Below are 12,996 nucleotides of genomic sequence, written 5' to 3'. Positions count from 1 at the left end.
TTCAGAATCAAGGATTTATACCCATGCAACCTGCGCGCCCCATGTACAACGCCACCAAGATCGTCGCTACCATCGGCCCGGCATCGACCGACTTCGACATTCTGGTCAAGATGATCCGCGCCGGCGTCGACGTCGTGCGCCTGAATTTTTCGCACGGTAAAGCGCAGGACCATATCGACCGCGCCATGCTGGTGCGCCGTGCCGCCGCCGAATGCGGCACCGAAGTGGCGATCATGGCCGACATGCAGGGTCCAAAGATTCGCGTCGGTAAGTTTGAAGAAGGCAAGATTTTCCTGAACAACGGCGACCGTTTCATTCTCGATGCCAAATGGGGAGATAACGGCGAGCTGGGCAACCTGGAGCGTGTCGGTCTCGACTACAAGGCGCTGCCGCGCGACGTCAAGCCGGGCGACAAGCTGCTGCTCAACGACGGCCTGATCGTGCTGATCGTCGACAAGGTCGTGGGCCATGAGATCTGCACCACGGTGAAGGTAGGCGGCGAGCTCTCCAACAACAAGGGCATCAACCGCCAGGGTGGCGGCCTGACCGCGCCGGCGCTCACTGCCAAGGACATGGAAGACATCAAGACCGCGATGAGCTTCCAGGCCGACTACCTGGCGATCTCGTTCCCGAAGAGCGCGACCGACATGGAAATGGCGCGCCAGCTGGCCAATATCGCCGGCGAGCCCTTCCAGCACAAGCCGATGATGATCGCCAAGATCGAGCGCGCCGAAGCCATTCCGGTGCTGCAGGAAATTCTGGACGCTTCCGACGGCATCATGGTCGCGCGCGGCGACCTGGCGGTGGAAGTGGGCAACGCGGCAGTGCCGGCGCTGCAAAAGCGCATGATCCGCATGGCGCGCGCCTCGAACAAGCTGGCCATTACCGCGACCCAGATGATGGAGTCGATGATCGTCAATGCCGTGCCGACCCGCGCCGAAGTATCGGACGTGGCCAATGCCGTGCTGGACGGCACCGACGCCGTCATGACCTCGGCCGAGACAGCATCGGGCAAGTACCCGGTTGAAACGGTCGAAATGATGGCCGCGATTTGCCTCGAGGCGGAACAATCCGAATACAACAAGCTCGACGCCGATTTCCTGAACGTCCAGTTCACCCGCATCGACCAGTCGATCGCCTATGGCACGCTGTTTACCGCCCACCACCTGAAGGTGAAAGCCATCGTCGCCCTGACCGAATCGGGCTCGACCGCGCTGTGGATGAGCCGCCACTCGATCGATACCCCGATCTTCGCCCTGACCCCGTCACAAACGACGCAGCGCAAGGCATCGCTGTACCGGAACGTGCGAGCATTTCATCTGCTGCAGGAAGGCGGCAGCCACGCCGTGCTGCGCAAGGCCGAAGAAGTGCTGATGCGCGAAGGCATGGTGCGCAAGGGCGACCTGATCGTCGTGACCTGGGGCTCGCCGATGGGGCAGGCCGGGGGCACCAATGCGCTCAAGATCGTGCGCGTGGGCGAGCTGGACGAAAAAGTTTCTTAATTGTTTGGAGTAATCAACCATGGCACTCGTATCGATGCGTCAACTGCTGGACCATGCCGCCGAACACGGCTACGGCCTGCCGGCGTTTAACGTCAACAACCTGGAGCAGGTGCAGGCCATCATGGCCGCCGCCGACGCGGTCAACGCGCCGGTCATCATGCAAGCCTCGGCCGGCGCCCGCAAGTATGCCGGCGAAGCTTTCCTGCGCCACCTGATCGACGCCGCCGTCGAAGCCTATCCGCACATCCCGGTCGTGATGCACCAGGACCACGGCCAGTCGCCGGCAGTCTGCATGGCCGCGATCCGTTCGGGCTTTACCTCGGTAATGATGGACGGTTCGCTCGAGGCCGACGGCAAGTCGGTCGCCTCGTACGAGTACAACGTCGAAGTCTCGCGCGAGGTGGTCAAGTTCGCGCACTCGATCGGCGTCACCGTCGAAGCCGAACTGGGCGTGCTCGGTTCGCTCGAAACCATGATGGGCGACAAGGAAGACGGTCACGGCGCCGACGGCGCCATGACCCGCGAGCAGTTGCTGACCGATGTGGCCCAGGCCGCCGACTTCGTCGCCAAGACCCAGTGCGACGCGCTGGCAATTGCCATCGGCACCTCGCACGGCGCCTATAAATTTACCCGCAAGCCGACCGGCGACATCCTGGCGATCGACCGCATCAAGGAAATCCACCAGCGCATTCCCAATACCCACCTGGTGATGCATGGCTCGTCGTCGGTGCCGCAGGAACTGCTGGCGATAATCCGCGAATTCGGCGGCGACATGAAAGAGACCTATGGCGTGCCGGTCGAAGAGATCCAGGAAGGCATCAAGCACGGCGTACGCAAGATCAATATCGACACCGACATTCGCCTGGCCATGACCGCTGCGATTCGCAAGTACCTGTTCCAGAATCCGGGCAAGTTCGATCCACGCGACTACCTCAAGCCGGCACGCGAAGCGGCCACCGAGATCTGCAAGGCACGCTACCTGTCGTTCGGTTGCGAAGGCATGGCCGGCAAGATCAAGCCTATGCCGCTGGACAAGATGGCCGAGCGCTACAAGGCGGGCGAGCTGTCGCAGATCGTGCAATAAGCGCAGTACCCGCCAGGATAGACCGCACCGCTCACCATCCCGGTTCCTGCCGGGACGGTGAGCGGTGAATTGGCGTAAAATCACGCATTGGCCCAGGCCACCCCCGGCTTGCCCCACTCGACCGGCGACATTGTTCCGGTTCCGTTTCCCTGATATCCCTTCTATGAACAGCCTCTACCAATCCTCAATCCAGTCCCTGCCACTGCTCGGTCACGGCAAGGTACGCGACAACTATGCCGTCGGCGACGACAAGATCCTGATCGTCACCACCGACCGCCTGTCGGCCTTCGACGTGGTCATGAACGAGCCGATTCCGGGCAAGGGCATGGTGTTGAACCAGATGAGCGATTTCTGGTTCGACAAGCTCGGCCATATCGTGCCGAACCACCTGACCGGCGTGGCGCCGGAGTCGGTCGTGGCGCCAGACGAAGTCGAGCAGGTGCGCGGCCGCGCGGTGGTGGCCAAGCGCCTCAAGCCCATCATGGTCGAAGCGGTCGTGCGTGGTTATATCATCGGGTCGGGCTGGAAGGATTACCAGGCTAGCGGCGCCATCTGCGGCATCGCGCTGCCCGCCGGCCTGCGCCAGGCCGACAAGCTGCCGGAGCCGATCTTCACCCCGGCGGCCAAGGCCGAACTCGGCGAGCACGACGAGAATATCTCGTTCGACGACATGGAGCAGCGCATCGGCAAGGAGCTGGCCGCCAAGATGCGCGACGTCAGCATCAATCTGTACACCGCCGCCGCGCAGTACGCGGCAAGCAGGGGCATCATCATCGCCGACACCAAGTTTGAATTCGGACTCGATGACGACGGCGTCATGCACCTGATGGACGAAGTACTCACCGCCGATTCGTCGCGCTTCTGGCCGGCCGATTCCTACGCGCCGGGCATGTCGCCACCGTCCTTCGACAAGCAGTTCGTGCGCGACTACCTCGAGACGCTGTCTGACTGGAACAAGACCGCGCCGGCGCCATCGCTGCCGCAGGACGTCATCGACAAGACCCAGGCCAAGTATTTCGAAGCCATCGAACGCCTCACCGGCGACAAGCTGAAGGCTTGAGATGACTGAACAAGCAAAACCTGTAGTGGGCGTCATCATGGGCTCGTCCTCGGACTGGGACGTGATGCAGCACGCGGTCGCCATCTTGAAACAGTTCAATGTGCCGTTCGAGGCGCAGGTGATCTCGGCGCACCGCATGCCCGACGAGATGTTCACGTATGCAGAAAACGCGCGCGCGCGCGGCCTGCGCGCGATCATCGCCGGGGCAGGGGGCGCCGCCCACCTGCCGGGCATGGTGGCCGCCAAGACCATCGTGCCGGTACTCGGCGTGCCGGTTCCGTCGAAATACCTGCGCGGCGAAGATTCGCTGCTGTCGATCGTGCAGATGCCCAAGGGCGTGCCGGTAGCGACCTTCGCCATCGGCGAAGCCGGCGCCGCCAATGCCGCCCTGACCGCGGTGGCGATGCTGGCCGCGCACGACGACGTTCTAGCCCAGGCCCTGCTTGAATTCCGCGCCGCGCAAAGCGCGGCCGCGCAAGCCATGCTGCTTCCGGTGTGAACCATGCCTAAACTGACCGATCCGGCAATGGCAGTGCCATTGCTTCCGAGTGCCCATCCCCCGGCCTGGCTCGGCGTGATGGGCGGCGGCCAGCTCGGCCGCATGTTTGCCCACGCCGCGCAAAGCATGGGCTTCAAGGTCGCCGTGCTCGAGCCAGGCGCGGATTGCCCGGCCGGGCAGGTGGCCGAGCGCCTGGTCAACGCCGCCTATTCCGACCCGGCCGCGCTGGCCGAACTGGCGCAGACCTGCGTGGCCATCACCACCGAATTCGAGAACGTCCCGGCCGACAGCATGGCCTGGCTGGGCGCGCGCAGCTTCGTCGCGCCAAGCGCCTCGTGCGTATCGATCGCACAGGACCGCATCGCCGAGAAACGCTTTTTCGTGGACTGCGCCCCCAGCTCAGGGGTGATGCCGGCGCCGCACAAGACCATCGCCTCGCACGCCGACATCGACGACATCGAGGACGAACTGCTGCCGGGGATCCTCAAGACCGTGCGCATGGGCTACGACGGCAAGGGCCAGGTACGGGTGCGGTCGCGCGCGGACGTGCGCGCCGCCTTCGACGCCATGGACGGCGTGACCTGCCTGCTTGAAAAGATGCTGCCGCTGGCCTGCGAGGTATCGGTCTTGACCGCGCGCGGGGCCGACGGCGCCTCTGTGGTCTACCCGATCGCCGAGAATGTGCACCGTGACGGTATCTTGTTTACCACCACCGTGCCCGGCCCGAACGTGTCCCACGCCTGTGCCAGCCAGGCGCAGGCTGCAGCCACCGCGATTGTCGCGCAGTTGGGCTACGTGGGCGTGCTGTGCATCGAGTTCTTCGTGCTCGACGATGGCACGCTGGTGGTCAACGAAATGGCGCCACGCCCGCACAACAGCGGGCACTACACCATGGATGCCTGCATTACCAGCCAGTTCGAGCAGCAGGTGCGGGCGATGGCGCGCCTGCCGCTGGGCGACGTGCGCCAGCACTCCCCCAGCGTAATGCTCAATATCCTTGGCGACGTCTGGTTCGACGGCGACGGCGTCACGGCGCGCGAGCCGGCCTGGGACCGCGTGCTGGCGCTGCCGGGCGCCAACCTGCACCTGTACGGCAAGGACGACCCGCGCCGCGGGCGCAAGATGGGTCACGTCACCTTCGTTGCGCCCACGCTGCCCGCGGCGCAGGCCAGCCTGGCCGAGGCGTGCGCAATCCTCGGCATCGCGGTATGAGCATCGGGGACCTGGACCACGCCGCCATCGACGCGGCGGCGCGCGCGCTGGAGCGGGGCGAACTGGTCGCTTTTCCGACCGAGACCGTCTACGGCCTCGGTGCCGACGCCGAGAACCCGGCGGCGGTCGCCGCCATCTATGCCGCCAAGGGCCGCCCGCAAGACCACCCGGTGATCGTGCATCTGGCGCCCGAGGCCGCGCTCGACTACTGGGGCGCCGATATTCCCCGGCAAGCGCAGGCACTGGCCGATGCCTTCTGGCCCGGTCCGCTGACCATGATCGTTAGGCGCGCCCCGAACATCCCGGCCGCCGTCAGCGGCGGCCAGGACACGGTGGGCCTGCGCTGTCCCGCGCACCCGGTGGCCATTGCGCTACTGCGCGCGTTCAAGGACGGCAAGGGCGGCCTGGCCGCACCATCGGCCAACAAGTTCGGCGCCGTGAGCCCGACCCTGGCCCAGCACGTGCGCGACGAATTCGGCGGTGACGGTTCGGTTGCCATGGTGCTCGATGGCGGCGCGTCCGAAGTCGGCATCGAGTCGACCATCGTAGATTTGTCGCGCCTGGCCACGCACGGCCCGGTGCTGCTGCGTCCCGGCCAGATCAGCGCCGAGGCCATCGCGGCAGTGATCGACCAGGTCCCGGCCGCGCCCGACGCCGCCGCACCGCGCGCCTCGGGCACGCTCGAATCGCATTACGCGCCGCATACGCCGGTGGCGATGCAAGACAGCACCACGCTGCGCCTGACCTTGGCGCAACTAAGCGGGGCAGGGCGCAAGGTGGCGCTGATTCATTACTCGGACGTGCCGCTCGCCGATGCGCCGCTACCACATGCCGCGCTGCGCCTGCCGGCCACGCCCGCCGGCTTTGCCCACGCCCTGTACGCAGCCCTGCGCGCAATGGACGGCCATGGCGCCGACGTCATCCTGGTCGAAGCGCCGCCGCAAGGCGGCAATTGGCATGGGGTCAACGACCGCCTGCGCCGCGCCGCCCACGGCTCGACCGGTATCGTGCACGGCTTGCTCAATCAAGCCACCCCGGGCGACTTGCCCGGCTAACAATTGCTTCGGGTAGAACGCCTGCTGCTACGGCGTTCCAGCCTGCTGGCCTGTTCAAAAAACCGTTATTGCCGCGCAACGCGCCGAAGCTATAATCGCCTCCCTGACCGGTTGTTTGTTGTCGTTAGGAACTGACGGCTGGGCAACAATTTCTATACAAGAAAGTTGAACGCTGGCATATTGTTGCTGATATGAATAGTACGGCCGTTCGTTAGAAACTTTCCATTCAGGAGACACAATGCGTCAAACCACACTCGCGCTCGCTCTGTTGACGGCAGCGGTACTGGCTGCTTGCGGCGGAACCAGCCCAGGCGGCGGCGACCAGACTCAAAAAATCAGGTTCACCCAGCAGGTGTCGTTCGGCGACAGCCTGTCGGACGTGGGTACCTATGCCGTGGGCGCGGTCAAGACCGCCGGCGGCGGCAAATTCACCATCAACGGTGACGGCACGGCCAAGAGCCCTGACCTGAACGGCAAGATCTGGGTGGATTTCCTGGCCGCCGAACTGAAGCTGCCGGCGCCCTGCGCCGCCCAGACCGGCCTGGTCGGCAATGCCGCCATGGGTTTCTCGGTTCCGATCGTCCAGCACCTGACCTGCTTTAACTATGCCCAGGGCGGTTCGCGCGTGACCAATCCGGTCGGCCCGGGCAATCCGTTCACCAATTCGCCGATCGGCCAGACCACCGTGCCGCTGGTTACCCAGGTCGCCAACCACCTGGCCCGCACCGGTAACAAGTTCAGCGGCACCGAGCTGGTTACCCTGCTGTCGGGCGGTAACGACGTGCTGATGCAACTGAACACCCTCTCGAGCGCGGCGACCGCCGCCGGCAACGCTGCCGGCGCCCAGGCCTTTGCCACGTCGCTGACCCTGCAGTTGGCTGCCGGCGCGACCAATCCGCAAGCCGCCGCACAGGCCATCGGCACCGCCATCGCCCTGGAAAACGCCCGTCCCGGCAAGACCGACCAGAGCGTGGTTACCGCAGCCGTCATGGCGGCCGCAACCCAGCCGGGCAATGCCGCCGTCGGCCAGGTAGCGGTGCATGGCCCGATGGTCGCCAAGGCCCAGCTTGACGCCACCGCCGCCGGTACCAAGGCCGGTAACGACTACGCCGCTGCCAACGGCCCGAAGCTGGTCGCCGAACTGGGCGCGGCTGGCGCGCAGATGGCCGCACTGGTCAAGAGCGAGATCGTCGGCAAGGGAGCCAGGTACGTCGTGGTAGCCAACCTGCCCGACGTGGCCAATACCCCGGCATCGAAGTCGCAGTCGGCCGACATCCGGGCGCTGACCGCCGCCATGGTCAACGCTTTCAACAGCCAGCTCAAGAGCGGCCTGGGTAGCGACGAGCGCATACTGTACGTCGACCTCTACACCATCAGCAACGACCAGGTGAAAAATCCGGCGCCCTACGGCCTGACCAATGCCAGCACGCCGGCCTGCGGTCCCAATGTGCTGGGCACCACCTCGCTGGCCTGCACCAATGCCAATACCGTGGCGGGCGACGTCAGCCGCTACATGTTCGCCGACGATATCCACCCGACCCCGTTCGAGAACAACCTGATCGCGCGCTTCGTGCTCAAGGAAATGGCCGTCAAGGGCTGGCTGTAAGCGCCGAGCCCGTGAAACAACATCGGAGACCACATGAAAATTCGTTTTAACAGCGCCGCCAAGGTGCTGGCCATGGCCGCCGCACTGGCGTGCGCCTCGACGGCGTCGGCCCAGTCGGCTGGCCAGTTCACGGCCAAGTTCGGCTTCAACCAGGTGACCCCGAAGGTCGAGAGCGGCGACATCAGCGCGCCGGCCCTGCCGGGCACCAGGGCCGACGTCGGCCGCGACCTGCGGCCGGTGCTGAGCTTCGCCTACGGCTTGACCGATAATATTTCGCTCGAAACCTGTCTGGGCACGCCGTACAAGCACGAGATTTCCGGCGCGGGCGCCATCGCCGGCACCGGCGTGCTGGGCACCGTGGAAGTGCTGCCGCCGACCCTGTTCGCACAGTACCGCTTCTTCGCCCCGAGCGCGACCTTCCGTCCCTACGTGGGCATCGGCGCTACTTATGTCTATTTCATGAAAGAGCGTGGTTCGGCCAAGATGACCGCCATTACCAACCCGGGCAGCGGCGCGCCGACCAGCTTCAGCATCGACAATAAATTGACGTATACGCTGCAGCTCGGCATGACGATGAACATCAACGAGCGCTGGTTCGCCGATGCCAGCGTCAACCAGAGCCGCCTGCGCACCGACGTCCATTTCTCGACCGGGCAAAAGCAGCATATGCAGCTCGATCCGGTGGCGGTGATGCTGGCGGTGGGCTACAAGTTCTAACAGCGTTTCGCTGGGCGCGGCAACGCTGTCCGGCAGGATCAACCAGCACGTCGTTCGGGCTCGCGCCGGAACGACGTTTTTGCGTTAACGGCATGCGTACCGGCGGGGGGCCATGACCAGGGTTTCGCCGTGGCGCTGTCACCGTTGGCTGTGGATGAGTCCACAAGCGATGCGCAGCAAGTGCTCGACGGAAGTGACCCGCCCGCCATCAAGTGCCCAATGCCAGCCCAGGTAATTGGGCAGCCAACGCGAGGCAACCCCGTGGAACCGCGCCAGCCATTGGCGCAAGCGCCGGTGGTAAGCGTTCACGTTCTGGACATGGATCGCGCCCCCCTTACTGAACCGAACCCGCTCGCCGGAGCGCAAGTTGACCGCCTGGTGGGCGATGCCCCGCTGGCGGGCGAACGCACGGTAGGCGGCATGCGAATCGGTGACCAGGAGCGCTTGCGGGGCCAGCTTCGGCAACAGGTGCCGCACCAGTTGGGTTACCTTCAGCGCTCCGCGTCCGGTAACGGCGTCGATGGTCTGCCCACTGCGGTCGCGCGCGACCAGGATGCAGTCGAGGTGATGCGAGATGCCGGGCAGGCTGGCCCGGCCGCCTCGCTTGCGCGGCGGACGCTCGAGTGTGCGCGATCCTTTTTGCGATTCGAGCAAAAACATTTCGTCGGCCTCGACGATGCCGCCGAGCTGCGCTGGCCGGTCATGCTTGACCCGGTCCAGGAAGCGATGGCGCCAGCGAAATGCCGTATTGCGATGGACGCCAACGCGCTTGGCGGCGTCGCGCACCGGCCGGGAATCGAGCACGGCGCCGAGGTAGTCGAGCCACTTGCCGCGCAGCCTGAGCCGCGCCAGCGGCGTGCCACTCAGGTCATTAAAGGTGCGCCGGCACTGGCAGCAGCGAAAACGTTGCAGGTCGTTGGCCTGGCCGTGCCGGTGATAGCGCTGGCATCCGCATTCAGGACAGCGCCGCTCTGCGGAACGGATCTGCCCAATCAGGGCGACTGCCCGGTCGAGGCCGGCTGCGGGATGCAGGGCATCAAGCGCTTGCTGCCGCTGGGCCTGGTTGAGCATCGGAAGCTGGGCAAACAGCTTGGCGACCCTGGGCGTTTTCATCCACCACTCCCTATCGAGATCGACAGGGGTTTGACCGCAAAATAGCTCAGCAGTTCAGCTCAGCAGTTCAATGCTCATCCATAGCTAACGGGTACAGCGCCTTCGATGTGGCGTTCGTCGACAGGACCGCCGATATTGCCCGCCATCGCGGCTATACTCTCGCCTGACAGATCGGACCGCAGAAAGCTTCAGCACCAATGCCAATAGAAAAACGCCCGGCGCCGCGCCTGCCGCCGCTTCCGGCGGCAGCGCCCGCTACGCCAGAAGAAGCCGCCGCCCGCAGTCAGGCGCGCGAACAGCGCGATGCCCAGGTCCGCGGCGTCGCCTCGATCGGCGCGATGCGCGCCGCCGTGATAGAGGCAGCGCGCAGCCTGCCCCGCATGAGCGCCGTGCCGCGTGTGCCGCGGCTCGATGCGGCAGCCTTTCGCGCGCGCGCCACGCAGGGCCTGCCCTTCATCATGACCGGGGTGGTCAACCGCTGGCCGCTGCTGTCGCTCACGCCGCAAGTGCTGCGCGAACGCTATGGCCATCTGCGGGTGCGCGCCCGCGTGGGCGACTACATCGGCACTGCCTTTCACCCCGACCGCGCGATGCAAGACATGTCGCTGGGCGAATACCTCGACCTGGCCCCTGGCACAGACGCGCTGCCGCCTTATGTCGGCAACCTGGAGCTGCGCGAGCTGAACCGCATGTGCCACTGGCCGATGTACTTTGGCAAGATGGGGCCGCCGCGCTTCTGGATCGGCCCGGAACGCACCATGACGCCGCTGCACTGCGACTACGACGACAATATCTTCGCCCAGATCTGGGGCAGCAAGCGGATCTTCCTGGCGCCGCCGCACCACGAGGCGTTCCTGTACCCGAGCCAGGCCAATGCCATGCTGTTTGGCTCTCCGTTCGACCCGGAGGCGCCGGATTTCGAACGCTTTCCATTGGCGCGTCAGGCGGCGCTGGTCGAGTGCGTCGTCGGCCCGGGCGAGATGCTGTACGTGCCGGCCGGCTGGTATCACCAGGTGCGGGCCTTGAGCTTTTCGCTTTCGTCGAACCGCTGGGCGCGTGGCGTGCCGCTGGCGCTTGGAACCTATCCCCGCAGGTTATGAGTCGTTGCTGGCGCGCCTGCCATGCATCGCCATCAACTTCCTCTTCCCTACTGGGATAGGTTCTTAGTGAACGTTGCGCGCGTACGCCGTGAAATGCTCGGCGCTGATCGCGTGCTGGTACAGGAAGCCCTGGTAGATGAAGCAGCCGGCGTCGGACAGGAATTGCCGCTGCCCCGCCGTCTCGACCCCTTCGGCGATCACTTGCAAGCCGAGGCTGTCGCCGAGCGCGATGATCGAGCGCACGATCGAGGCGTCGTTCTGGTCGGTGAGCACATCGCGCATGAAGGACTGGTCGATCTTGAGCTGGTCGAGCGGGAGTTTGCGCAGGTAGGCCAGCGACGAGTAGCCGGTGCCGAAGTCGTCGAGCGAGAAGCTGATGCCGCGCTGCTTGAGCATGCCCATCGTGTGCGCGGTCTGCGCGAAGTCGCTCACCACCAGGCTTTCGGTCAGTTCGAGCTTGAGGCTCGACGGCTGTACCCCGGTCTGCTCGAAGATCTGCGACAGCATCGGCACGAAATCCGGTTCGGTGAACTGGCCGGCGCTGACATTGACCGACAGCGTCAAGCCGGCAGTATCTGGAAAGCGCTGCCAGCGCGCCAGTTCAGCGCAGGCGGTGCGCAGTACCCAGCGCCCGATGTCGATGATCATCCCGCTTTCTTCGGCGGCGTGGATGAATTCCGCCGGATACAGCAACCGGCCGTCCGGCAGGCGCCAGCGCAGCAGCGCCTCGGCGCCAATCACGCGGCTGCTGCGGTCCAGCTGCGGCTGGTAGTGCAGCACGAATTCGTTCTCGCGCAGCGCGCGCCGCATTCCGTACTCGAGATCGGCCCGCGCCGCCCAGGCGGCCTGCACCGCCGGATCGTGGAAGCGGAAGGTGTTGCGTCCACAGGCCTTGGCCTGGTACATCGCGGCGTCGGCCTGGCGCAGCGTGGATTCGACCGTGTCGACGGTGCCGCACATGGTCGCCACGCCAACGCTGACCGACACCGAATAGCTCACCTCGGCCAGCTGGAACGGGGCCGCCATGGCGGCCACCACCTTGGCCGCCACCGTCTCGGCCTGCGCGGCGGCGCTTTCGCGCGTGTCTTCGACCGGCTGGATCAGGATCACGAACTCGTCGCCGCCCAGGCGCGCCACCATGTCGGCTTCGCGCACGCAATGCTCGAGACGGCGCGCCACCGCCTGCAGCAGCATGTCGCCGGCCGCGTGGCCCTGGGAGTCGTTGAGGTACTTGAAATTGTCGAGGTCGCAGAACATCAGGGCGCCATATTTGCGCGTGCGCGCACTGCCGAGCAGGGCGCGGCGCAGGTGGTCGAGCAAGCTGGCGCGGTTGGGCAGGTCGGTCAGGGCGTCGAAGAAGGCGAGCCGATAGATCTTCGCTTCGTTATGCTTGCGCTCGCTGATATCGGTGCTGATCACCAAAATCTTCTGTGGCGCGTCGAAGGCCGGATCGGCGCTTAGCAGGGTCCAGCGCGTATCGGTTTCGATGCAGACGCCGTCGCGCCGCATGTGGGCCAGTTCGCCCGACCATTCGCCGTTGGCAAGGGTCGTCTCGTAGGCCGATGAATATGCCGGCAGGTTGTCGCACAGCAGTTCGGAGAATTTCTTGCCGCGCGCCTCGGTGGCGCTCCAGCCGTACAGCCGCTCGGCGCCGTTGTTCCAGTACGAGATGCGCGAATTCATGTCCACCGCAATGATGGCGTCGCGTGCGCGATGCAGGAAGGACGCCTGCTCGTGAACCAGCATGTCGGCCCTGCGCAGCCGCGTGTAGTCGAATAGCAAGCCCTCGAGAATCTGGCCCTGCTCTTGAGGCACCACCGTACCCTGTTCGCACACCCACTTGAGCTCGCCGTTGGCACAGCGGATGCGGTAGGTCAGCTGGTATTGCCGGTCTCCCTGCACGGCGGCGGCGATGCCGCGTTCGACCCCGGCGCGGTCTTCGGCAACGATGATGCTGGAATAGGCGACGCCAGGACGGGCCAGGAAAGCGGCGGCCGGATAGCCGGTGAGTGTTTCGATGCCGTCGCTGACGAATTCCATCGTCCACG

General features: G+C 65.3%; 11 protein-coding genes. 9 read left to right on the top strand and 2 right to left on the bottom strand.

Features of this window, described 5'->3' with window-relative positions; translation table 11 throughout:
• Positions 1–41: 41 nt before the first annotated feature.
• The 8 genes from pyk to NRS07_RS17860 all read left to right on the top strand — a co-directional run bounded on the left by pyk (position 42) and on the right by NRS07_RS17860 (position 8,735).
• Positions 42–1,502: a pyruvate kinase gene (gene pyk / locus NRS07_RS17895; RefSeq protein ID WP_259213360.1), complete on the top strand. Its 1,461-nt coding sequence runs from the start codon at positions 42–44 to the stop codon at positions 1,500–1,502.
• A gap of 19 nt (positions 1,503–1,521) precedes the next feature.
• Positions 1,522–2,586: a class II fructose-bisphosphate aldolase gene (gene fba / locus NRS07_RS17890; RefSeq protein ID WP_259209404.1), complete on the top strand. Its 1,065-nt coding sequence runs from the start codon at positions 1,522–1,524 to the stop codon at positions 2,584–2,586.
• 163 nt (positions 2,587–2,749) lie between these two features.
• Complete coding sequence (locus tag NRS07_RS17885; protein WP_259209401.1) at positions 2,750–3,646, top strand: phosphoribosylaminoimidazolesuccinocarboxamide synthase; 897 nt, start codon at positions 2,750–2,752, stop codon at positions 3,644–3,646.
• 1 nt (position 3,647) lies between these two features.
• Positions 3,648–4,145 carry a 5-(carboxyamino)imidazole ribonucleotide mutase gene (gene purE, locus NRS07_RS17880; protein ID WP_259209399.1) on the top strand — a complete coding sequence of 166 codons (498 nt, stop codon included), beginning with the start codon at positions 3,648–3,650 and terminating at the stop codon, positions 4,143–4,145.
• A 3-nt stretch (positions 4,146–4,148) separates the two neighbouring features.
• Positions 4,149–5,357, top strand: coding sequence for a 5-(carboxyamino)imidazole ribonucleotide synthase (locus NRS07_RS17875; protein ID WP_373889837.1), 1,209 nt, complete (start codon positions 4,149–4,151; stop codon positions 5,355–5,357).
• The gene (locus NRS07_RS17870; RefSeq protein WP_259209396.1) at positions 5,354–6,412 is read left to right on the top strand and encodes an L-threonylcarbamoyladenylate synthase; all 1,059 of its coding nucleotides are present in this window, start codon (positions 5,354–5,356) and stop codon (positions 6,410–6,412) included. Before NRS07_RS17875 ends, NRS07_RS17870 begins: the two co-directional genes overlap by 4 nt.
• Before the next feature lie 238 nt (positions 6,413–6,650).
• Positions 6,651–8,018, top strand: coding sequence for an SGNH/GDSL hydrolase family protein (locus NRS07_RS17865; protein ID WP_259209394.1), 1,368 nt, complete (start codon positions 6,651–6,653; stop codon positions 8,016–8,018).
• 33 nt (positions 8,019–8,051) lie between these two features.
• On the top strand, positions 8,052–8,735 hold the full coding sequence (locus NRS07_RS17860) for an OmpW family protein (RefSeq protein ID WP_259209391.1): 684 nt from the start codon (positions 8,052–8,054) through the stop codon (positions 8,733–8,735).
• A 138-nt stretch (positions 8,736–8,873) separates the two neighbouring features.
• Here NRS07_RS17860 and NRS07_RS17855 read toward each other — a convergent pair whose 3' ends face one another.
• The gene (locus tag NRS07_RS17855) at positions 8,874–9,848 is read right to left on the bottom strand and encodes an IS1595 family transposase (protein WP_259209389.1); all 975 of its coding nucleotides are present in this window, start codon (positions 9,846–9,848) and stop codon (positions 8,874–8,876) included.
• Positions 9,849–10,045: 197 nt separating this feature from the next.
• On the opposite strand from NRS07_RS17855, the gene NRS07_RS17850 reads away from it, so the two are divergent.
• Positions 10,046–10,948 (top strand): cupin-like domain-containing protein, encoded by a 903-nt coding sequence (locus tag NRS07_RS17850; protein WP_259209387.1) that lies wholly within the window; start codon positions 10,046–10,048, stop codon positions 10,946–10,948.
• A gap of 63 nt (positions 10,949–11,011) precedes the next feature.
• Here NRS07_RS17850 and NRS07_RS17845 read toward each other — a convergent pair whose 3' ends face one another.
• The gene (locus NRS07_RS17845; RefSeq protein ID WP_259209385.1) at positions 11,012–12,988 is read right to left on the bottom strand and encodes a bifunctional diguanylate cyclase/phosphodiesterase; all 1,977 of its coding nucleotides are present in this window, start codon (positions 12,986–12,988) and stop codon (positions 11,012–11,014) included.
• Between the last annotated feature and the right edge of the window lie 8 nt (positions 12,989–12,996).

Source organism: Massilia sp. H6, assembly GCF_024802625.1.
Lineage (GTDB): Bacteria > Pseudomonadota > Gammaproteobacteria > Burkholderiales > Burkholderiaceae_D > Telluria.
The sequence above is the reverse complement of the archived record's forward strand: the minus strand, read 5'-3'. Positions and strand labels throughout refer to the sequence as shown.